The 22,763-nt window shown below is 31.5% G+C and carries 16 protein-coding genes; 12 read left to right on the top strand and 4 right to left on the bottom strand.

Translation table 11 applies throughout. The annotated features are described in order from the left end of the window. Nucleotides 1-372 precede the first annotated feature (372 nt). The 7 genes from ACUSRV_RS12365 (at nt 373) to ACUSRV_RS12335 (ending at nt 9,851) form a co-directional block, all read left to right on the top strand. Nucleotides 373-1,566, top strand: a complete 1,194-nt coding sequence (locus ACUSRV_RS12365; RefSeq protein WP_490142276.1) for an NAD(P)-dependent malic enzyme — start codon at nt 373-375, stop codon at nt 1,564-1,566. Between the two features lie 26 nt (nt 1,567-1,592). Continuing rightward, nucleotides 1,593-2,564, top strand: a complete 972-nt coding sequence (locus ACUSRV_RS12360; RefSeq protein WP_490142275.1) for a 2-keto-3-deoxygluconate permease — start codon at nt 1,593-1,595, stop codon at nt 2,562-2,564. Between the two features lie 156 nt (nt 2,565-2,720). Next, nucleotides 2,721-4,328: an ATP-binding protein gene (locus ACUSRV_RS12355; protein WP_490142274.1), complete on the top strand. Its 1,608-nt coding sequence runs from the start codon at nt 2,721-2,723 to the stop codon at nt 4,326-4,328. Further along, complete coding sequence (locus ACUSRV_RS12350) at nt 4,321-4,995, top strand: response regulator (RefSeq protein WP_490142273.1); 675 nt, start codon at nt 4,321-4,323, stop codon at nt 4,993-4,995. The genes ACUSRV_RS12355 and ACUSRV_RS12350 overlap by 8 nt, the downstream gene beginning before the upstream one ends. A gap of 52 nt (nt 4,996-5,047) precedes the next feature. After that, a complete protein-coding gene (locus tag ACUSRV_RS12345; protein ID WP_490142272.1) occupies nt 5,048-7,111 on the top strand; it encodes a sigma-54 interaction domain-containing protein in 2,064 nt (687 codons plus the stop codon). Nucleotides 7,112-7,285: 174 nt separating this feature from the next. After that, on the top strand, nt 7,286-8,479 hold the full coding sequence (locus tag ACUSRV_RS12340; protein ID WP_490142271.1) for a MalY/PatB family protein: 1,194 nt from the start codon (nt 7,286-7,288) through the stop codon (nt 8,477-8,479). A gap of 37 nt (nt 8,480-8,516) precedes the next feature. After that, entirely contained in the window at nt 8,517-9,851 is a 1,335-nt protein-coding gene (locus tag ACUSRV_RS12335) for an APC family permease (protein WP_490142270.1), read from the top strand. A gap of 377 nt (nt 9,852-10,228) precedes the next feature. Here ACUSRV_RS12335 and ACUSRV_RS12330 read toward each other — a convergent pair whose 3' ends face one another. Beyond that, complete coding sequence (locus ACUSRV_RS12330) at nt 10,229-10,924, bottom strand: response regulator transcription factor (protein ID WP_490142269.1); 696 nt, start codon at nt 10,922-10,924, stop codon at nt 10,229-10,231. Between the two features lie 125 nt (nt 10,925-11,049). On the opposite strand from ACUSRV_RS12330, the gene ACUSRV_RS12325 reads away from it, so the two are divergent. The 5 genes from ACUSRV_RS12325 to ACUSRV_RS12305 all read left to right on the top strand — a co-directional run bounded on the left by ACUSRV_RS12325 (nt 11,050) and on the right by ACUSRV_RS12305 (nt 17,648). Next, complete coding sequence (locus ACUSRV_RS12325) at nt 11,050-12,870, top strand: cache domain-containing protein (RefSeq protein WP_490142268.1); 1,821 nt, start codon at nt 11,050-11,052, stop codon at nt 12,868-12,870. Nucleotides 12,871-13,059: 189 nt separating this feature from the next. Then, entirely contained in the window at nt 13,060-14,784 is a 1,725-nt protein-coding gene (locus ACUSRV_RS12320) for a flavocytochrome c (protein WP_490142267.1), read from the top strand. 468 nt (nt 14,785-15,252) lie between these two features. Beyond that, the gene (locus tag ACUSRV_RS12315) at nt 15,253-15,831 is read left to right on the top strand and encodes a TetR/AcrR family transcriptional regulator (RefSeq protein WP_490142266.1); all 579 of its coding nucleotides are present in this window, start codon (nt 15,253-15,255) and stop codon (nt 15,829-15,831) included. 308 nt (nt 15,832-16,139) lie between these two features. Next, nucleotides 16,140-17,360 (top strand): NADH:flavin oxidoreductase, encoded by a 1,221-nt coding sequence (locus ACUSRV_RS12310; RefSeq protein WP_490142265.1) that lies wholly within the window; start codon nt 16,140-16,142, stop codon nt 17,358-17,360. 84 nt (nt 17,361-17,444) lie between these two features. Next, entirely contained in the window at nt 17,445-17,648 is a 204-nt protein-coding gene (locus tag ACUSRV_RS12305; RefSeq protein WP_490142264.1) for an NAD(P)H-dependent oxidoreductase, read from the top strand. 222 nt (nt 17,649-17,870) lie between these two features. On the opposite strand, the gene ACUSRV_RS12300 is transcribed toward ACUSRV_RS12305, so the two are convergent. From ACUSRV_RS12300 to ACUSRV_RS12290, 3 genes are all read right to left on the bottom strand, one after another. Next, a complete protein-coding gene (locus ACUSRV_RS12300) occupies nt 17,871-19,610 on the bottom strand; it encodes an ABC-F family ATP-binding cassette domain-containing protein (protein WP_490142263.1) in 1,740 nt (579 codons plus the stop codon). A 633-nt stretch (nt 19,611-20,243) separates the two neighbouring features. Beyond that, entirely contained in the window at nt 20,244-21,476 is a 1,233-nt protein-coding gene (locus ACUSRV_RS12295) for an MFS transporter (protein ID WP_490142262.1), read from the bottom strand. Between the two features lie 4 nt (nt 21,477-21,480). Then, complete coding sequence (locus ACUSRV_RS12290; protein WP_490142261.1) at nt 21,481-22,728, bottom strand: glycosyltransferase; 1,248 nt, start codon at nt 22,726-22,728, stop codon at nt 21,481-21,483. Between the last annotated feature and the right edge of the window lie 35 nt (nt 22,729-22,763).

The following is a 22,763-nucleotide window of genomic DNA, read 5'->3' as shown; positions in this document are numbered from 1 at the left end:
TTATAGTAATAAGTACATAGATTGAAATATACAAAAATTGAACATCAAAATTATTAGCATGTAAAGGCTTTACTTCATATTATTTATACACTATGAAGCAAGGTGAGGAGAAATAGTTCTTACACTTTAATAAGTATTTTGTCATAAGGATTAACTCGTAGGAGTTAATCCTTATTTTATTATATAGAAAATTATACTTTTAAGAAGTGTGCAAAGATTTGGAATTCATTGTTAAACATATAACAAAATATTCTTTATGACCATAATATATTTTTAAAGTTTAAAATATTTTAATAATTATTGGTTGATGATATTATTTATTCACGGCAAACGATTCCGAAATTGACATAAAAAATGAAGGGAGATATTAAAATGAATTATTTTGAAGAAAGTTTAAAATTACATGAAAAGAACATAGGAAAATTAGAAATAAAATCTAAAGTGGAAATTAATACAAGAGAGGATTTAAGTTTAGCTTATACTCCTGGAGTTGCAGAACCATGTAGAAAGATTCATGAGAATGAAGAAAACGTTTATGAGTATACTTCAAAAGGAAATCTAGTTGCAGTAGTTACAGATGGATCAGCAGTATTAGGCTTAGGAGATATAGGACCTAAGGCAGGGCTTCCTGTTATGGAAGGTAAAGCAATATTATTTAAGGAATTTGCAAATGTTGATGCATTTCCAATATGCCTAGATACAAAGAATGTCGATGAGATAGTGAAAACAGTAAAACTTATAGCTCCAGGATTTGGCGGAATTAATCTAGAAGATATTGGGGCACCAAGATGCTTTGAAGTTGAAGAAAGATTAAAAAAAGAACTTGATATACCAGTATTTCACGATGACCAACATGGAACTGCAATAGTTGTTCTTGCAGGGATAATAAACGCTTTAAAAGTAGTTAACAAAAAAATGGAAGATATAAAGGTTGTTATAAATGGTGCAGGAGCAGCAGGAACTGCTATAGGTAAACTATTACTTTCTACAGGAGTAAAGAATCTAATTGTATGTGATAGAGTTGGTATTCTTTATAGAGGGATGGAAAATATAGATGATGCAAAGAAGGAACTTGCAAATATAACTAACCCAGATAACGTTAATGGAACTTTAGAAGATGCTTTAGTAGGTGCAGATGTGTTTATAGGAGTTTCAGCACCAGGTGTAGTAAGTCAAGACATGGTAAGAAAAATGAATAAGGATTCTATATTATTTGCTATGGCAAATCCAACTCCAGAAATAATGCCAGAGGCAGCAAAAGCAGCAGGGGCAAGAGTAATAGGTACAGGACGTTCAGATTTTCCAAACCAAGTTAACAACGTGTTAGCTTTCCCAGGAATATTCAGAGGGGCATTGGATGTTAGAGCAAAGGAAATTAATGAAGAAATGAAAATAGCAGCAGCCTACGCTATAGCTTCTATAATAAAAGATGAAGACTTAAATGATGAAAATGTAATTCCATATGCATTAGACAAATCTGTTGCAGCTAATGTAGCTAAAGCAATAAAAAAGGCAGCAATAGAAACTGGAGTAGCAAGATTACAAGAAAACTTAGCAAGAAGCTAAAATAAAAAATAAATGGAGGGATTAAAATGCAAATTCCAATTAAGAAAACACTTGATAAAATTCCAGGCGGTATGATGGTTGTTCCATTATTTTTAGGGGTATTAGTTAATACATTTTTTCCCCAATTTCTAGAAATTGGTGGCTTTACAACTGCATTATTTAGTAAACCAGCATCATCAACAATTTTGGCTTGTTTTATGTTTTTAATTGGTTCACAAATTAATTTCAAATTAGCGCCAAAGGCATTAAAAAAAGGTGCATTATTAATAACAGGAAAATTTATAGTAGGTGCTGGAATTGGTATATTTGTAGGAAAAGTTTTCGGTCCTGCTGGAGTATTAGGTTTATCACCACTAGCAATCCTTGCAGCACTAACAAATTGTAATGGTGGATTATATGCATCTCTTGCTTCTCAGTATGGTGATGAAACAGATGTAGGTGCTTATGCTATATTATCTTTAAAAGATGGTCCATTTTTTACATTGGTTGCATTAGGTGCATCAGGACTTGCACAAGTTCCTTTTATGGCACTTGTAGCAGTAATGGTTCCAATAGTAATAGGAATGATTTTAGGAAATCTTGATTCTGATATGAGAACTTTCCTTGGAAGTAGTAAATTATTACTAATCCCATTCTTTTCATTCCCATTAGGTGCAGGAATGGATCTTGGAACTATTGTAAACGCTGGAGGTCCTGGTATATTATTAGGAGTAATAGCTGCATTTACTGGAATAGGAGCTTATGTATTATTAAAATTATTTAAAGAAGAACCTATAATTGGTTTAGCAACGGGATCAACTGCAGGAAATGCTGTAGCAACGCCAGCTGCTGTTGCAGCAGCAGATCCAACATTAGCTGTTGTAGCAACGGTAGCTACTGCACAAGTTGCAGCAGCATGTGTAATATCTGCTATCGTTTGTCCATTCATTGTTTCTTATGCATTTAAATTGCTAGGAAAAAAGAAAATGGAAAAGTTAGGTAGTCAAACTGCTGTATAATAAAAATGTTATAAAATTTTAATACAAAAAAATTATTAAATATATGTTAAAATAAACACGGAGAAATGGAAGACGATTGTCTTCTATGATTCCGTGTTTTTAAGCTTTTTAATTATAAAACTTAAATTTGCATATATTAAGGGTGAGGTGACGAATATGAAAAAAACGATGAAGCTTCAAACAAAGATTACATTATTGGTTATCATAGTTGTGTTTGTTTCTATATCTATAATCATTTCTTTTGTCGCCTCGTGGATGACTGGAAATATTGAAAGCAAGGCTAGAACTAATGTTATGAATGTAGCTGAGATGGTTGCACATTCAAGTGAGATAATAGATGCGCTAGAGGCTAAGGATCCAAACAAAAATATTGGGCCTTATGTAAATAGGCAACTTAGGAATTTAGAAAATGTTGAGTACATAATTGTAGCAGATACAGATGGAATTAGATATTCTCATCCAAACCCTGAAATGATAGGAAAAAGGTTTGTTGGAGGAGATGAGTATAGAGCTGCTAATAAGGGAGAAACATATATTTCTGAGGCTACTGGAACATTGGGAAAATCATTGAGAGCTTTTGCTCCAATATATGATCCAGAAAATAAGAAAGAGATAGGTTTTGTTTGTGTAGGTACACTTACCCATAGCATTGAAGATGCTAAGCATACAGCCATTATATATATAATATTAATTGCCCTTGGAGGGTTGACGGTAGGTACAATAGGGGCATTTTTATTAGCAAACAATATAAAGAATACTTTGCTAGGACTTGAGCCTGACGAAATAACAAATCTTTATAATGAAAAGATGGGAATTCTTGATGCTATTCATGAGGGGTTAGTAGCTGTTGATCATATAGGTAGAATTACTCTTATAAATGATTCAGCCTTAAATATATTAAACTTTGAAAATAGGGTTGATAAGGAGTATATTATAGGAAAGGACATAGAAGAGCTTATTCCAAATTCATCTATGATTAATGTATTAGAAACAGCAAAATCTGAATTTGAAAAAGAGCAGAGAATAAACAATACAATAGTAATGACTAATAGAATTCCTATAATTAATAGAGGTAAGGTTGTAGGAGCTATTGCTAGTTTTAGAGATAAAACAGAGGTAACAAGAATGGCAGAAGAGCTAACAGGTGTTAGAAAAATGGCATGGTCCTTAAGAGCTCAAAACCATGAATTTATGAATAGGCTTCATACTATATCAGGACTCATACAGCTGGAAGAATACGAGGAAGCTCTACAGTTTATATCTGATGTAGCAAGAGCAAGAAGTAATATAAGTAATATATTAACAGAAAGTATAAAAGACCTTTCATTATCAGCTCTACTGTTGTCAAAGTATAATAAAGCTGAGGAATCTAGGGTTAAGTTGAAAATAGATGAAAATTCTAAGCTTACAAAACTACCTCAGTATATGACGTCACAAGAAATTGTATCAGTTGTAGGAAACTTAATAGAAAACTCACTAGATGAAGTCAAAAATGATGGGACTGGGTTTGTATATATAAAAATAGTTGAAAATAATCATTTCTTAAGTATAAAAGTTAAAGACAATGGTGGTGGAATTCCATTAGATTATAGGGAAAAGATATATGACCAAGGGTTCTCGACAAAAGAAGGGCAGCGAGGACATGGTATGTATATTGTAAAGAAAATAATTGATACGTATAACGGTACAATAGATTTTGATATAGACGAAGGTGTTATTTGGGATATAATTATACCAATGGTAAGGGGTGGAAAGCTTGATTGAAGTAATGATTATTGAAGATGATCCTATGGTTAGGGAGATAAACTCTAAGTTTTTAAAAAGAGTAGAAGGATTTAATTTGTATAAAGCAGTTTCTAATCTTGATGATGCAAAAAAATATATATTAATTAAAAAGCCAGATTTAATTTTGCTTGATGTATATCTTCCAAAAGAAAATGGGATTGATTTCTTGAAGTGGATAAGGGAACAAGAAATAGATATAGATATTATTTTAATTACAGCAGATAAATCTATTGAAAGAGTACAAGAAGCTTTTAGATTTGGAGTTGTAGATTATCTTATTAAGCCTTTTAATTTTGAAAGATTTAAAGAGTCACTTATTCAATTTAAGAGTAGATACTATGAGTTTAAAAAAAATGATGTTATTGAACAAAAGGACTTAGATAAGCTAATATCTAGTTCAAATGCTTCTCAAAGTGAAGATGATTTTGCTAAGGGACTTAATAAATACACATATAGAGCTATATGGGACGAAATAGAAAAAATTAATTATGAAGATTTTACAGCTGAGGGTCTAGCAGAAAAATTAGGTATAGCAAGGGTAACCGTTAGAAGATACCTTGAATATATGGAAAAAGAAAACAAAATAGATAAATTGGTAGAATACGGCAAAGTAGGTAGACCACAATATAAATATCACAAAATTTAAATTTGAAAAAAAATCACCCTTTTGATATATTTATCAACAAGAGGTGATTTTTTTGGCAAAAAAGATAATTATTATTACATTATGGTCAGAAGTTGCACAGTCTCATTCTAGACAAATAAAAAAGCTATTTGAAGAAAAAGTAGAAATAAAAACTTATTCTTATGATGTTGACAATGTAAATATGATGATTGAAGCTGATTTAGTAGTTGTATCGTTATATTCCATATATGTAGGTATTAAAAAATATATAGGTTCTAAAACTCAAGTTGTTATACTAAATCCAACAATAACTATGGATCAGTATAACAAGCTAATGGATATTCCAAGTGGTGAGAAAGTAATGGTCGTTAATTATAGTAGTGAAATGACTATGGAAACAATAGCATTATTTAATAAGCTTGGAATCAATCATTTAGAATTTGTACCCGTTTATCCAGGAGTTGCAAATATACCAAAGCTTGATATTGCAGTAACTCCTGGGGAAGCTCAGTGTATTCCTTCTTTTGTAAAAAGATCTATTGATATAGGACATAGAGTTTTAGATGTTAGTACTATAGTAGATATTGCTGTTAAATTAAAACTTGATTATTTATTGCAAGAAGAAAAATTTGTTGAGCATTTTAAAAGCTTAAGGACCCAAAGTTCAGGACTGGAGGCTTTATTAGGTAAAACAAACACTTTGGAAAGTGAATTAGAAAGTCTACTTAATGTTTTGGATGATGGAATAATAGGGGTAGATGCAAGTGGTTCAGTACATGCTTTTAATAAAAGAGCTGAAAAAATTACAGGATATAAAAAAGAAGAAGTTATAGGGAAAAATATAAATTATATAATACCGCAAATACCATTTAGTTCTGTAATTGATACTGGAAAATCAATAAAAACTACACTTGTAAAAATAAATGAAGTAGACATTTCTACTACAGTAGTTCCTGTTTTAGTTTCTAAAAAAATTACAGGTGCTTTGGCCATAATTAATGAGTTTACAGAACAAGAAAAGAATCAACATAAATTAAGAGTTCAATTAATAGGAAAAGGACATAAAGCTAAATATCAATTTGGTGATATACATGGCAAAAGTTCAAAAATGATAGAGCTTAAAAACATGGCTGAAAAAATGGCAAAATCAGATTCATCTGTATTAATAAATGGTGAAAGTGGTACAGGTAAAGAGCTATTTGCTCAAGCTATACATAATTCTTCTAAAAGAAAGGATTATCAATTTGTTGCTGTTAATTGTGCAGCATTGCCAGAAAGTTTACTTGAAAGTGAATTGTTTGGATATGAAGAAGGTGCATTTACAGGAGCAAGAAAAGGTGGAAAAGTAGGATTATTTGAATTAGCACATAAAGGAACATTATTCTTAGATGAAATTGGAGAAATGAATTTAAATTTACAATCTAGATTATTAAGGGTAATTCAAGAGAGAGAAGTAATGAGAATAGGTGGAGATCGTGTTATAAAAATTGATATTAGAATTATTACAGCTACAAATAAAAATCTAAAGAAATTAGTTGATGAAGAGAAATTTAGAAAAGACCTTTATTATAGGCTTAATGTTCTTCCACTAGAAACTATACCTCTTAGAAATAGAAAACAAGATATATTGTTATTAGTAGATAAAATAAAAGAAGAATTAGATGTAAAATTTCAATTAACTGAAGATGCAATTAAAACATTTGAAAATTATAGCTGGGAAGGTAATGTGAGGGAGCTTAAAAACTGCATTGAATATCTTGCACATTTAGATAAGGAAGTTATTGAAAAATGTGATGTATCTTTTATTAAATATGAATTTCAAGAAACAATAAATTCGAATGCTATAGATAATCATATAGCCAAAAAATTAATAACTGATTGTAAATATCCTTTAGAAAAATATGTTTTTATTCTAGAGTGCCTTGAAGATAGTTTGAAAAATAGAAAAAGAATAGGACGAAGAAGAATTGTGGAAATAGCAAATGAAAAAGAAATATTTTTATCTGAAAACGAGGTTAGAGGAATATTAAATACTTTAAAGGATTACAATATTGTGAGTTTATCCAATGGAAGAGGCGGAACTCAGATTACAGAATTAGGGATAGAGACATTAAAAATTATGAAAGATATTTTCTAATATAAAAACTGGGTTAGTTGGGTTAAAGCATAAACCTAATTAACCCGGTTTTTAAATTTTTCTATTAGTTAAATGTGTAAAATAACTGGAATTTAGATTAATAAAAATTGGCATGATAATTGCTATATTAAGATAATAACGAAAATAAAAATGTTATCAAGGAGGGTTTATATTATGATGTACAACTTTGACAAAAAAGTAGACAGAAGTAAAAACAATTCAGCAAAGTGGGAAGAAATAGGCCAAAACTTTGGTGATAATGATCTACTTCCTATGTGGGTAGCAGATATGGACTTTGAAACAGCTCCAGAAATATTAGAAGCTATGAAGGAAAAATTAGATCAAAAAATATTTGGATATGTTTCAAGACCTGACTCTTATTTTATAAGTGCGGCAAATTGGACGAAAAAAAGATATGGGTATGATATTGACCCTAAAACTCTAGTTCATTCACCAGGAGTTATCCCGACTATATCTTTAGTAGTGAAACTTTTTACAAGTGAAAACGATAAAATTATGATACAAAATCCTGTTTATACACCTTTTACAAATACTGTTAAACAAAACAATAGAAAACTAGTTGTAAATTCATTAATACAAAAGGATGGGAAATATATTATAGACTTTGATGATTTTGAAAATAATGCTAAAGATCCAGACCTAAAATGGTTTATACTTTGCAATCCTCACAATCCAGTAGGAAGAGTATGGACTAAAGAAGAGCTAGAAAAATTAGCAGATATTTGTTTAAAAAACAACGTTAGAATTATTGCGGATGAAATTTGGAGAGATATAGTATATAAAAATCATAACCATATTTCAATTGCTTCGTTGTCTAAAGAAATAGAAGATATAACTATAACTTGTTTTTCTGCAACAAAAACATTTAATATAGCAGGACTTCAAGCTTCATTTGTATCTTTCCCAAGAAAAGAAGAATTTGATAGATTTAGTAACGAACTTGGTGTATTAGATATCAGAAGAAATAATCCATTTAGCTTAGTGGCAATAGAAGCGGCATTTAATAAAGGAGAAGCTTGGCTAAATGAGCTATTAGAGTATTTAGAAGCTAATGCTGACTATGTAGAAAAATATATAAAAGAAAATGTTCCTAGTGTTAATGTTACAAAACCAGAAGGTACTTATTTAATGTGGCTTGATTTTAGAAATTTTAATTTAGATAACGAAAAAATTGCTATGGTTCTTAAAAAAGAAGGAAAAATAGCTTTAAGTAATGGATTTAGTTTTGGGGAAGAAGGAAGCGGCTTTGTAAGAATGAATATAGCTTGTCCGAGATATATAATAGAAGATGGTCTTAGAAGAATAAAGAAAGCTGTTGACTCTATTAAAACTACTGAAACAATTTAATTAATGTATGAAATATATAATTTAGGGGGAATTTTATATGAGTCAACAAGTACAAAAGCAACAACTTAAAAAGACTATGAATGCATTTCAAGGTATGATGTATGTAATTGGTCTTGTAATTGGTTCCGGGGTATTTTTAAAACCAGCTGTAGTATTAACAAATATGGGTTCTACAGGTTCAGCACTTTTAATGTGGATATTTGGGGGGGTAATTACCATAGCAGCAGCCCTTACTATTGCAGAGATAGCTGCATACATACCTAAAATAGGTGGACTTTATACGTACTTGGTTGAATTATATGGAGAAGTTATTGGTTTCTTATTTGGTTGGGTATCGGCTTTAGTTAACGCACCGGGAACTTGTGGTGCAGTTTCAATAGCATGTGCAACATTTGCAACATTTTTCATACCAATGACTCCTACACAGCAGAAAATATTTGCTATATCTTTAGTTATAATGTTAGTTGTAGCTCAAATAATTTCAACTAAATATGGAGTTTGGCTTCAAACAGTAGCAACTATAGGTAAACTTCTTCCTATGGCAGCTATAGTGATATTTGGTTTAACTACGGGGCAATCACACGACATTAGCTTTGCATCAATAGGATCTGTTAAAAGTGCAGGTACCGGAGTTGCATTACTTGGTGTTTTGTGGGCTTATGATGGTTGGGTTACAACATGTACATTAGCCGCTGATATGAAAGATCCTGAAAAGAATATACCTAAAGCTGTAGTTGTAGGTATACTATTTGTTATGGGAGTATATGTTGCATTTAATGCAGCTATATTTAATGTGTTACCAGGTTCTGTTGCAGCAGGATCAGAAAGAATAGGTGTAGACGTATGTAGAAAACTTTTTGGTGAAGGTGGAGCAGCATTTATAACTGCTGGTATGATGCTTTCTGTATTTGGAACTTTAAATGGAATGTTAACATGCGGTGCAAGATATACACTTGCTATGGGTGAGCGTAAACACTTACCTGCTGCTAATGTTTTATGTTCTCTTCATCCAAAATTAGGTACACCTATTAATGCTTTAATATTTCAAGCTGTAGTTTCAATTTTATATATATTAACAGGAACGTTTAATTCAATAACTGACTTAATTGTATTTGTTTTATGGATTTTCTTCAATTTAGGAATTTTTGGGGTATTTATTCTTAGAAAGAGAACTACTCATAATCCAAAGCTTTACCATGTTCCTCTATTCCCTGTTCTTCCAATAGTAGGTTTATTAGGGGGATGTTACTTATTATTTGCTACTTTCAAAGATTCACCATCAAGTGCGTTATTAGGAATAGGAGTAACTTTATTAGGATTACCAGTATACTATTATTGTAAGAAAAAGAAAACAGTATCAACAATTGAATAAAAACACACGACAAAATGTTGTGTGTTTTGTATTTCTATAAATTTAGAATTGGGTATATTGAACCGTACCACAAGTATCGGAGGTTTTTATAGCTCCTATACTAAAAATCCTTAGCATATTATAAAGATTTTGAAACACGGTGATTATTATTTAAATTAACTAAAAAAATGTCACGCAGAGCGTGACATTTTCTATTTGTGATATGGCTGATTATTAAGAGAACTTTTATCCATTTTATTTGATATTACACATATTTTAAAGTTCATGATACCCTAATATATTTCTAATACTGGACTAAATAATCAATAATTATGCAATGAGATTATACAAAAAGTATATAGTAAGGTATGTTTATGAGAATAGATATGTTTTATTACTTAAGGAATAAATTTATATCCGATTCCCCAAACAGTTAATATATGCTTAGGGGATTTAAAATTATCCTCGATTTTTTTTCTTAAATTATGTATATATACCATAATTGCGTTTTCATCAATAATAGTTTCGTCCCAAATATTTTTATAAATTTGCTGTTTAGTAAAAACTTGATGAGGATTTTCTATAAAAAAATTCATTATCTGAGTCTCTTTATAAGATAAATTAATTAAAATTCCGTCTTTATAAAGCTTATAAGTTTTCAAATCGAACTTAAAAGATCCTCTAATAATAAAGCTTGATGAAGAAACCTGTAGCTTATTAAATTCTTTATAGATTCGAAGTTGAGCTTTTATATGAGCATTTAAAACAGCAGGACTAAAAGGTTTAGTAATATAATTATCTGCACCAAGGCCTAGACCTAGAATTTTATCATAGTCTTCGCTTCGTCCACTTAAAAGAAGTATAGAGGACTTAACTTCAAGGTTTTTAATTTCTTTAATTAATTCGAATCCATCATAATCTCCTAGCATGACATCTAAAATAATTAAATCAAACACTTTATTTTTAAGGATTTCAAGAGCTAATTCGCCGCAAGAGGCTTCTTCAAATAAATAATTTTCATGGGCTAAACTTTTCTTTACTAATTTTCTTATGTATTCTTCATCATCAACAATAAGAATTTTTTCTTTTGCCATATAAAGCCTCCTAGAGATTATATAAAGACTTAGATTCTAACCGTAAAATATGTTATTATAATAACATATTTTATGGCGATTTTCAATAAATCCAAATTCAGGGTTTAATATATGGAGGTATTTATTTGAAATATAACAGATCATTTTTAAAAACAGCATTAATTATATATTTAATATTGTTACCAATATTGATATTAATTGGATATAAGAACTTTTCACACCATAAGGATACTGTAGTAAGACAACAACAAGAACATCTTTTAACAATAGCAAAATCTATTTCAAGTAATATAAACGTATATTTTAATGATAAGACCGATAATCTATACTTATTATCACAAAATCTTGTAATAACAGACGCATTAAATGAGAATGAAACTATAAGAAAATATAGATTATGCCAAGTAACGATGCAGGATTTTTATAAAAAGTATGGCGATGAAATGGAGAGTATTTCACTATTAAATGATAAAGGAATGTTGGTTTATAAATATCCTGAGAATAGTCATAAAAAAGAAATAACAATAGATGATTCTACAATAGATAATGTATTGAAAAGTAAAAAGGCATTTATCACAAAAGAATATGAAATTAAACCAAACCAATTTGTAATTAACATTCTACAGCCAGTTGTTAACCATAATGAGGTCACTGGTATTTTAGTTAGTACAATCAATATAAATAAGTTATATAAGAGCTTAATAGATCCAATAAAGGCAGGGAAAAAAGGATATGCAATGATAAAGAATAGAGAAGGCATAATTGTAATGCATCCTGTAACGGAACAAATAGGAATAGAATCAATAAGAGTAAGAAAAGAAAGGTTTCCAGAGTTTGATTGGAAGGAGTTAGAGGATTTAAATCGTAAACAACTAGAGGAAAAGGAAGGATACCATATTTACCACTCAAAATGGTGGCAGGATAATGAACTTAAACGGATAAAAAAAGTAAGTGCATATACAACTATACAAAATGATAGTATTTCTTGGATTATATCTGTACAAATGGACTATTCGGAAATTGAGCAACCAATTAAAGGAACACTTATCAATATTTCTCTAATTGCTGTAATTATTATAATTTTTATATTAATAGCAACTTATATAATTTTTAAAATAGACAAGGAGCGAAAGGCCCTAGAAATAGAGGCTAAGTATCTAAAGGAATTAAACAAAGCTTGGGATAAACTTATTAAAAGTGAAGCTAGATTAAGGCATTCTCAAAAACTTCAAACTATTGGAATGTTAACTAGTGGAATTGCTCATGAATTTAGAAATTTATTATCACCTATACTTGGTTATTCAGAAATAATATTAGAAAATATAGATAGTGAGGAGAGTATAACGGAAGATGTAATAGAAATAAAGAAAAGTGCTTTAAGAGGAAAAGAAATTATAGAACAAATTTTAAAATTTAGCAGGAATGAAAATGGTATAGATAAATTTAAGCTTTTAGAAATAGAGTACGTTATAAAGGAAAGTATTAAACTAATAAAATCTATTATACCTAATAATATAAAGATAGTAGAAAATATTAGTAGCAACGATATGGTACTTGGAAGTGCAACTCAATTAGAGCAAGTTTTGATTAATTTGTATACAAATTCATATCACGCTATGAAAAAAAATGGAGGTATATTAGAAATTAACGTAGAAAGGGTGTATATTAATTCACAGAGGTATAATGAACTAAGTTTGGGGGAAGGCACATATGTTAAGATACAAGTCAAGGATGCTGGTGTAGGTATGGATAAAGAAATACTGAGTCAAATATTTAATCCATTTTTTACAACAAAGGAAACAGGAGAAGGTACGGGTTTGGGATTATCTGTTGTCCAAGGGATTGTTAAGAATCATAATGGGAATATTATTTTAAAAAGTCATATAAATGTAGGTACAGTTGCAGAGATATATTTACCTTCCGTAAAATATACTAAAGATGTATAAAAATAAATTTCATATTATATTAAAAGGTTTGCGTATTTATAAGAATATGTAAACCTTTTTGTGCTTAATTTAGAATAAATTTTTATATTCTTAATAAATTTTAAGATTTACTAAGAATATTTTAAGATTTGGTTATTATAATCTACCTTAGAGTAAGTTAAATAATAAACAAGATAGGAGAAAAAGGCAATGAAAAACTTTAAAAGAATTATAGCTACATATCTTTCATTAGTAATGATATTGCTAATGGTAGGGTGTCAATCAACTGCAAGTAATGAGAATAGCGGAGTTTTTATAGGAGAGGCTAAGGGTAAAAGTGGAAAAATTAAAATGGAAGTTACAATTGAAGATGCTAAAATTAAAAAAATCGAGGCTATAGAAAGTCATGAATCTGATTTCACAAAAAGTATCTTTGAACAACTGCCAAAAGATATGATAAATGCTAATACAGCAGACGTAGATGTCATTTCAGGTGCAACCCTTACATCAAATGCTATAATTGAAGCAGTTAAGGATGCTATAGAAAAATCTGGTATTATATTAGCAGCAAAAGCTACTTCAAAGGTAAGTGATAAGGCAGAAGATACATCTACCGATATTGTAATAATAGGAGCAGGTGGAGCTGGTCTTACAGCTGCAATTGAAGCTACTAAAGAAGGTAAAGAAGTAATAGTAGTTGAGAAAAATTCCTTTATGGGTGGAAATACAAATTATGCTACAGGTGGAATGAATGCTGCAGGAACAAAATATCAAGAAGCTGAGGGAATAAAAGATACTCCAGAGCTTTTTTATCAAGATACAATGAAAGGCGGACATAATTTAAACGATCCTGAATTATTAAAAACACTTACAGAGCAGTCAGCAGAAGCTATATATTGGCTTGAGGGGTTGGGAGCAGATTTATCAAAAATATCAAGATCTGGTGGACAGAGTGTTGATAGAATTCATACAACAAAAGACGGAGCACCTATAGGAAGTTATCTTATTAGTATTTTTGAAGAAAATATTGATAAGTTAGGAATCGATGTTAGAGTAAACACAAAAGCAGTAGAAATACTTTCAGAGGGAAACAAGGTAAGTGGTATAAAGGTAGAAAATTCACAGGGACAACAATATAAAATAAATGCAAAGGCAGTTATTATTGCAAGTGGAGGTTTTGGAGCTAATAAAGAACTAGTTACTAAATATAAGCCAGAATTAAAAGACTTTAGTACAACAAATCAACCAGGTGCTACTGGTGATGCTTTTAAAATGGTTGAAAAACTAGATGTAGATTTAGTTGATATGGAACAAATTCAAATTCATCCAACTGCGGTAGGGAATGAATTAATTTCAGAAGGAGTAAGAGGAGAAGGTGCTATACTTGTTAATAAGGCAGGAAAAAGATTTATAAACGAACTTGAAACTCGTGATACTGTGTCTAAAGCAATTTTAAGTCAAGAAGATAAAAAAGCTTTCTTAGTACTAGATTCAGGAGTAGTTAGTAGATTAGCTGCTATTAAGAAGTATAAAGATGCCGGATTAATAACAGAAGCAGCATCTTTAAAGGAACTAGCAGAAAAAGTAGGTGTCAGTGCAGAGGAACTAGAAAAAACTGTAAAAACGTATAATAGTTATTTTAAGGATAAGAATGATAAGGAATTTGGTAGAAGAGTCTTAGCTGGAGAATTAAATAAAGGTCCTTTCTATGTAGCGGAAGTTAAACCAGCAATTCACCACACTATGGGTGGAATTAAGATAAATACAAAAGCAGAAGTTTTAAATAATTCAGGTGAAATAGTAGAAGGCTTATTTGCTGCAGGAGAGGTTACTGGCGGTGTACACGGAGGTAATAGACTAGGCGGAAATGCTGTAGCTGATATAACTATATTCGGTAGAATAGCAGGTAAGAGCGCAGTTGATTTTATAAAATAAATAGATTTGTACCTATTCAAAACAGATTTAGCACTTAGAAGTGCTGAGTCTGTTTTTTAGTTTTTATATAATTAAATAGGTCCGCTATAGAAGGTCACGAATAAATGTTATTCAGATAAAGGTATTAGTGGTAAATGTATAAATGCTAGGCTCGTATTAAAAGAAATGTTAAAAGATGCTAAGTGAACTGTACCAGAGGTAGGTGAATTGTTTAAGATATGTTTCATCATACATTCCCCGGGTGGAGATGATAATTCTGATGGCAAAATGTGGCCAGAAGGATTAATAAGATGCTTTAACCTCAAAATGTTGTGGTTTTGCAACATAAAACGGGCCCCAAAAGGCTAAAAAATACCCGTTTTTTGTTCTGATTTTTAAACGAAAATATAGACATTGAAGGAATATGAAAATAATTCTTGACCGTTCGTTCTCAAAAAGTTATTATGATATTATCAAGGAGGGAAAGTGATGGGAAGAAGCAAAGAATTTGAGGAAAATGTAGTTCTCCAGAAGGCAATGGAATTATTTTGGGAACAAGGTTATGAAAAGACATCTATTAGCGACCTTGTAGAGCGTATGGGAATACATCGTAGAAGTTTATATGATACCTTCGGTGATAAGCATACATTATTTTTAAAAACGATAGATTGTTACGAAGAATTAATAAAAGACAAACTACAAGCTGGGATTTCACACGCAGAAACGGCAAAACAAGCGATACAATTTATCTTTGATTTTATGATAGAAGGATACGGCAATAAACCATGGGGGTGCTTAATTGTAAACTCAGCAACTGAGATGGCTCTCTGGGATGAAGAGGTAGGAAAAAAGACAGAAGCAGCATTTATGCAGACAGAGCAATTTCTTGCGGATCTTATTCGCAAAGGCCAGCAAACAGGTGAATTTTCCTGTGATTATGATGCTGAAGTTTTATCAGAAATCTTGCAAAATACTTTGCTTGGAATTCGTGTACTTGTAAGAACCTCAGCGAGCAAAGAAAAAATGCATCGTATAGCAAACTTTTTCTTGGATCTGTTGGATAAATAATTTTTTTTACACTAATTAGAATGAACATTCCCAAAAACATTCTTATGGGAGTTGAAATTTTTTTACATTAACTAGAATGAACATTCCTGAAAATGTGCTTATCTCCTTTGAAAATCCTATTGCACAATTAAGCAAGTAAAATCACTATGCAAATCGTTAATAAAGAAAGAATTGATTTTTATGAAAAAGTAATTAATCAATTTTAAAACTAGCTAGCAAACCCGGTGATAAAATGCTGACTCGGACAAAGGGTATATTGATACCTATATTAATGAAAAACAAAAAAATTATGAGAAGGAGCGAGTTTAATGAAAACAGTATTTGACCAAACAAAATTAGCAGGAAATAAGGTATTTGAGCCATTTGAATTGGCAGGTATAACATTTCGTAACCGAATTATTAGATCGGCAACTTTTGAAGGAATGAGTGATGAAAATGGCAAGCCTAAAGAGCAATTACTTAAAAAATACGAAACTTTAGCTAAAGGAGAGGTTGGTGGAATTATTACTGGATTTATTGGAGTGGATCAGCAAGGAAAGGCTTCAGATAATATGGCTATGATTAATAAAGCTGAAAATATTGAGACCTTCAAAGAATTAACGAAGAGAATGCATGAAATGGGAACCCCAATTATTGCACAACTTAATCATTGTGGCGGTCAGTCAAAAGAAGAAAGTGCCCATATGCCGATTGTTGCACCTTCTAAAATATCTGACTATAAAGCAAGAGAAATGACTAAAGCCGAAATTTTAGAAGTAATAGAAGCGTTTGTTCAAGGAATAAAAAATGCAAAAGAAGTAGGTTTTGATGGTGTACAAATTCATGTAGCACATGGATACTTACTTTCAGAATTTGTATCGCCAAGAATGAACATTAGAAAAGATGAGTGGGGAGGAAGTACAGAAAACAGATTTAGAATTCTTAAAATGATATTTGAAAAGGCTAGAAAGGAAGTGGGAGATTACCCGATCATCGTAAAAGTAAATGGATATGAAACATTAAAAAATGGTATGACAGTTGAAGAGTCTGTAAAAATTGCTAAATTATTCGAACAGGTGGGATGTGACGGAATTGAAGTTTCGAATGGAACACTAAAAGCTGGGTTGGCGACAATGCGCGGACAGGTGCCGTGGAAAATGATAATAGCTCAAAATAAGAAGCTAAATAAAATGCCAGAATTTATAAAAAGTTCCGTTGGTATAGTAGCAAAAAAAGCGGTACCTCAACCTCAACCGAAAAACTTATATAATTTGGAAGCAGCCATGTCAATCAAGAAAGCTGTAAATATTCCAGTTATTGTAGTAGGAGGAATAACGAAATTAGAAGAAATAGAAGACGTAATTAATAATGTTAAATGTGATGTAGTATCCATGTCAAGGCCATTTATAATTGAATCCGATTTGGTGAATAAGTTCAAAACAGGAAAACAGACACAGTCAAAATGTATACAATGCAATTTTTGTATAATTGGCGTGGAAAGGGGACCGCTTAAATGCTATTACGGAAATGTTCCAGTAAGCAAGTCTTAGCATTTACTAGATTAAACTACAGTAAACCGCAATATCGGAGCACTATGAAAAAAGGATATATAGATGTTATAAAAGAAGAAATATTTGAGTCGAACATTGGTAATTTATTGTCATCCATATGAAAAGAGTTTTAACCATGCAATATTTCAAACGATTGTTAAATATCTTGAAGATAAAAAACAAGAGGTAGAAATAATTGATTTGTATAAAGATAAATTTGATCCATGTTATTCCAAAGAAGAGTTAGCTCTTTTTAAACATGGAAAAACATTAGACTCCAAAACTTAATCCAAATAGATAATTTATATTAAGTTTGTGTTAAAAAACCTCCGATAGAGTAGAAACGGTGAACCGTATCATAAATAACGGAGCTAGGACTTGTATAATTTAGTGAGCTATAGATTTTAATTTATGAGATAAAATAAGTACCTATTCGAAAGGTACTTATTTTTCTTTACAAAAGAACCCCTTAAAATTGACAAATCTGTCAATTCTAAGGGGGTTATTTATTTAAAGTGATTTAATTAACTCTTCTAACTTTTTAGATAAAGTTTTTGCACGTTCAAAATCAGTATCCTTTAAAGCGGAAGCTATTTCCATTTCAACTGATTTTTTCTTTTCTTCAATTTGCAGATAGTCTTTATCAAAATGATTAGCATAAATCATCTTTCTAAATTTACGCATGCTCATTTTTCTAATTGTCTTATCTTCAATAAGTAAAACATAATCAGCACAGTTAACTATAAAATGATAATCATGAGAAATCATTAAAATAGCACCTTTGTAATCTGCTATGGCTTTTTCTAGAGCCATTTGAGAATAAATATCTAAGTGGCTTGTAGGCTCATCCATTAGTAACATATTTGATTTACTAGCAGAAACCTTCGCCAATTGAAGTATATTTTTTTCTCCACCAGATAAAGATTCAATCTTTTGTGTAAGTATATCTGAATCAAAACCATATCTTCCAACATACCTTCTAATTTCACCATAAGTCTCAAATCCAACATCATAGAACTCTTGAAGTATTGTATTAGACTCATTTATTACTTCACTTTGCATTTGAGATAAGTAAGCTAGATTAATGTTTTCATTTATTTCAATAGAGTTATTATTATTTTTAAATATTTCTTTTAATAAAGTAGTTTTTCCTACACCGTTTGTACCAACAATAGCTACTTTATCAGTAGATTTTATCTCGAAGTTAACATTTTCTAAAAGAACTTCATCAAATGATATACCAAAATCACAAGCCTTTAAAGCAATAGTTTCTTCAATTTCATTATTTGTATCTAAATTGATATACGGTTGTTTAATATCTACAAATGGTGCTTTAATTCTTTTGGCTTCTAATCTTTCTTGGATTTTAACTCTAGCTCTTAGAGCTCTACCTCTAGAAGCTTCAGCATTATAGGTTGCTTTCTCTCTTAATATTTCGATTAAAGCTTCATTTCTCGCAATTTCTTCTTCATCAACAATAGCCATTTCTTGTAACTCGATTTTAGTTTGAAGAAGAGAGAAGTTGTAATCAATATATCTGCCATCAAATTCTTGTAGCTCTGTATTCTCAAGATGGATAATTTTATTAAAACAATGATTTAATAAATATCGGTTGTGTGTAATAACTAAAATTGTTTTCTTATGAGAATTAATTAAATTTTTAAGAGCGTTAAGGTTCTCAAAATCTAAGAACACATCTGGCTCATCCATAATCATTAAATCTGGGTTATTAAGCATTTCCTTAATAACTTGAATAAGTTTAAATTCTCCACCACTAAGTTCAGAGATCATTCTATCTTTATGCTTAGTTAAATCTGCAAGATTTAGTTTCTTATTAATGTTGCTTTCATAATCATCACCATCAATTGCATCAAATGCATCTAAAGCTTCTTGGTACTTTTCTAGTAAAGCATCAATATCAGAAGATGTTTCCATTTCACTGCAAATAGATGCTATTTCATCTTGTAGCTTGATAAATTGATCAGCTATATATTCGAAAACTGTAGTTTCTTTTATTTTGTCTAGTTGTGAGAACTGACTTACATACCCAATTCTTAAATTTGGATTCATTTCTAACTTACCATCAAACATATATCTTTCTGGATCCATTATTATATCGATAAGTGTACTTTTTCCGCTACCGCTTGCTCCTATAAAAGCACAATGTTGACCATCTTCTAATGTAAATGAAACCTTATTATATAGATTTTTTTGCGGAAATGAGTAGGACAAGTTGTCAAATTTTATCATATAATTACCTCTCTTTATCATTTAAAAAAATTTCCTTTGCTTGAGCGGCGTGTCAGAGAATCACTTCACGTCGCCAACGACCTAAAGGTCTGTAGCTCCATAAGATATAAAAAGAGCCTATAAAAATAAGTTCTTTAATATATAATCAATCTCAATTTTGTAATTGATAGTATATAGTAACGACATTTTTTGATTTCTTTTGATAGCATAACACTTTTTAAGGCTAATTTCAATTATTTAAAATTGGATTTTTTCGTAGCAAATCCAAGACATTTACATGTCTAGATAAGTAATTATGAAATAAAGAAATTACGCTCCGTAGAGTAAGGCACGAAGAACCGTACCATAAGTAACTGCGGTTTTCTAACATTAGTTTCCAATTATTAATATATCTAAATGTACTGCATCTATAAATGGGTTCAGGTATGTTGTATATTTCAAAGGATTACTACAATATAGGCTCCAAGTACCTCACAAGAAAAGCCTGCTTAAAAGTTCAGCACATCTTGCGAGGTATTTTCTATTTTCTGAAATTAGCAATTTTTATTTTGTTTATGATAGGCAGTGCAAGTATAAGCTGAACCTAATATATAGAGAGCTACCATAGGGGGCAACAGAATCCTTTTGAAAATTCTATTCACTTAAAACCACCTCATCGAAAGCTATTTCATCATATTTTCTTGTGAGTAAATAACAGAGAACTCCAACTATAAGCATAAGCACTCCTGCACATATCATCCAGCTATTTATGCCTATTAAACTAGATACAGGCCCTGCTATAAACATTCCTACGGGAGCTGCAAAGCTCATCACACTGGTTACAAGGGAAATAACTTTACCCAAGTTTTCCTGGGGTATTGTTTTCTGTATATAAGCGGTGAAGGGGATGTTAGAGAACATGCTAGTTGTACCCATTATGAAAACAACTATACAGAATATCCAAAAGGTACTGGAAGGAAGTATTCCTCCAACTAGGGAGCAAACTCCTAATATAAATACTCCCACAGAAATCATGAAAAACTGTTTTCTCATCCCTCCTGTTATACTTATTATCATAGCAGCTATAAGCATTCCACTAGAAAAGAGAGTCTGCACAATTCCATTGTGCCAGGCGGTACCATGGAAATATTCTTTAACGATTAAAGGTAATAGTGTACCCATAGGTACAAAAACAATAGTTGAAAGAAGTATTGGAATAGATACTCTCACTAGAGCTTTATTTGCTTTTATGGCCCTTATGCCTTGCTTCATATCAGCTATAACGTTTAACTTGGCTGAAGTCACAGTATACTTAGCTATTTTAACTGAGGAAAGTGTCAGCACAGCTAATATAGCTCCTAATACGTCAACAGCCATTGTATACTGAAGAGTTGTGACGCTCATTAAAAAGGCACCAAGCATAGGCCCAACCATAGAGCAGGCTGACTGAACCATTTGTCCAAGACCTCCAGCTTTAGTAAGCTGGCTTTCAGGCACAAGCTGAGGAATAGCTGCCTGCATTGCTGGCTTGTGAAAGGTTTCTCCTAGTGCTCTGATAAACAAAATGAAGTAAATGAATGTCAAAGACGGTGAAGTGAAAAAAAAGGATAGTCCTAGAACAAGGCTGGATACTGCTACGGCGCTGTCAGCAATTATCATTATAGTTTTACGGTTGTATCTGTCTATCCAAATTCCTGCAAAGGGTCCAATTACAGCCTGAGGTAATAGGCCCACTACGCTTGCAACTGTAAGGGCAATGGCAGAGCCTGTTTGTACAGTAATCCACCAAATGATTGAAAACTGTACAGCACTGGAGCTTAAAAGTGAAAATGCCTGGCCTATATACATTGTAAAGAAAGATTTCTGCCATTTATCAAGCTTTCTCATTGAATTACCTCCTTAGACTGTCTACAATAACTTTTGCACAATCTCTAGCACCATTTTCAGTAGATATGTCTGTTGCCAGCTTCTTTGCATTCAGAACAGTTTCATCCTGAAGGGCATATTTAATAGCTTCAGCAAGATTATCGGAAGTTAACTTCTTTATAGGAATAGGTTTTGAACTGACTTTAAGGTCATAAGCTCTATGAGCCCAGGCGTGCTGGTCGTTGGCAAAAGGTATAATAACGCTTGGAACACCAGCTGCAAAGCTTGCAGAGGTAGTTCCTGCCCCTCCGTGATGGCATACTGCCGCCACTCTCTCAAAAAGCCAGGTGTGAGGTATGCTGTCTATGGTTATTATATTGCTTGGTAGATTGTCAATCTTGCCCATTCCACAGATTATTCCCCGTCTGTTAGCTTTTGAAAGAGCATCTATAATCAGCTTGGATAAAGTTTCTTTCTGATCCTTATGAAATACACTTCCAAATCCGATATAAATAGGCTTTTCACTAGAATTTAAAAAATCATCTAGTTCCTTTGACGGGGTATATCCAGTTTGCTCCTTTACGAACCAATATCCATATTGATGTATATTCTCATTCCAGTCATTTGGTCTTTTAAAAACAAAGTTGCTACAAGATATTACAGCAGGTTGTCTTTTGTCTGTATGACGTTCATAAGGCTTACCAAAGTTTTTTGGAAGGCTACCGAATTCTTTCTTCCAAAGGTATTTCACTGAATTGTTTGATGCCAGCCAAAGCATGCCTTGAAGCATATGGTAGCTAATTATATTTTTAAATGGGGTGGACTTAACTCTTCCATACTGAATTATAGAGGTCTGCTCCTTTGTTTTGTGCATTGGGAAGGGAGAAGCCAAAACAGCAGGTATACCAAGCCTTTCAGCTGCAAAATACCCTATGGTGCAGCCGGGGTGATAAATAACTAATTCGCTTCCTTCGCAGGCAGCATAGAATTCATTGGCTATGGTTAAACCATACTTTTTCATTTTGTTGAAGGTTAGAAGCATCTTTAACGGGTTGTCTGCTGATTGGGCTTCCTTAAGCATATTCTCGTCAACATTAAGGGATTTGAAATCTGCCTGTATTGGATAAAAATCTATGCCATAGCTTTTAACAAAGGCTTCAAACTCTCTCATACCAGCAATACGAACAGCTTTTCCTGATTTTTTAAGCTCCTGCGCCAGAGCAATGTACGGTTGAAAATCTCCTCTTGAACCTGAACAAAGTATTGTAATCATATATCATTCCTCCTTGTATTATCCGACAGCCTGTT

This window comes from Sporacetigenium sp. TC11, from assembly GCF_058146105.1.
The sequence above is the reverse complement of the archived record's forward strand: the minus strand, read 5'-3'. Positions and strand labels throughout refer to the sequence as shown.

What these genes read in the sequence shown, in the direction of transcription:
- ACUSRV_RS12365 (WP_490142276.1), top strand. Translation starts at nt 373, where the DNA reads ATGAATTATTTTGAAGAAAGTTTAAAATTACATGAAAAGAACATAGGA.
- ACUSRV_RS12360 (WP_490142275.1), top strand. Translation starts at nt 1,593, where the DNA reads ATGCAAATTCCAATTAAGAAAACACTTGATAAAATTCCAGGCGGTATG.
- ACUSRV_RS12355 (WP_490142274.1), top strand. Translation starts at nt 2,721, where the DNA reads ATGAAAAAAACGATGAAGCTTCAAACAAAGATTACATTATTGGTTATC.
- ACUSRV_RS12340 (WP_490142271.1), top strand. Translation starts at nt 7,286, where the DNA reads ATGATGTACAACTTTGACAAAAAAGTAGACAGAAGTAAAAACAATTCA.
- ACUSRV_RS12335 (WP_490142270.1), top strand. Translation starts at nt 8,517, where the DNA reads ATGAGTCAACAAGTACAAAAGCAACAACTTAAAAAGACTATGAATGCA.
- ACUSRV_RS12330 (WP_490142269.1), bottom strand. Translation starts at nt 10,924, where the DNA reads ATGGCAAAAGAAAAAATTCTTATTGTTGATGATGAAGAATACATAAGA.
- ACUSRV_RS12320 (WP_490142267.1), top strand. Translation starts at nt 13,060, where the DNA reads ATGAAAAACTTTAAAAGAATTATAGCTACATATCTTTCATTAGTAATG.
- ACUSRV_RS12315 (WP_490142266.1), top strand. Translation starts at nt 15,253, where the DNA reads ATGGGAAGAAGCAAAGAATTTGAGGAAAATGTAGTTCTCCAGAAGGCA.
- ACUSRV_RS12310 (WP_490142265.1), top strand. Translation starts at nt 16,140, where the DNA reads ATGAAAACAGTATTTGACCAAACAAAATTAGCAGGAAATAAGGTATTT.
- ACUSRV_RS12300 (WP_490142263.1), bottom strand. Translation starts at nt 19,610, where the DNA reads ATGATAAAATTTGACAACTTGTCCTACTCATTTCCGCAAAAAAATCTA.
- ACUSRV_RS12295 (WP_490142262.1), bottom strand. Translation starts at nt 21,476, where the DNA reads ATGAGAAAGCTTGATAAATGGCAGAAATCTTTCTTTACAATGTATATA.
- ACUSRV_RS12290 (WP_490142261.1), bottom strand. Translation starts at nt 22,728, where the DNA reads ATGATTACAATACTTTGTTCAGGTTCAAGAGGAGATTTTCAACCGTAC.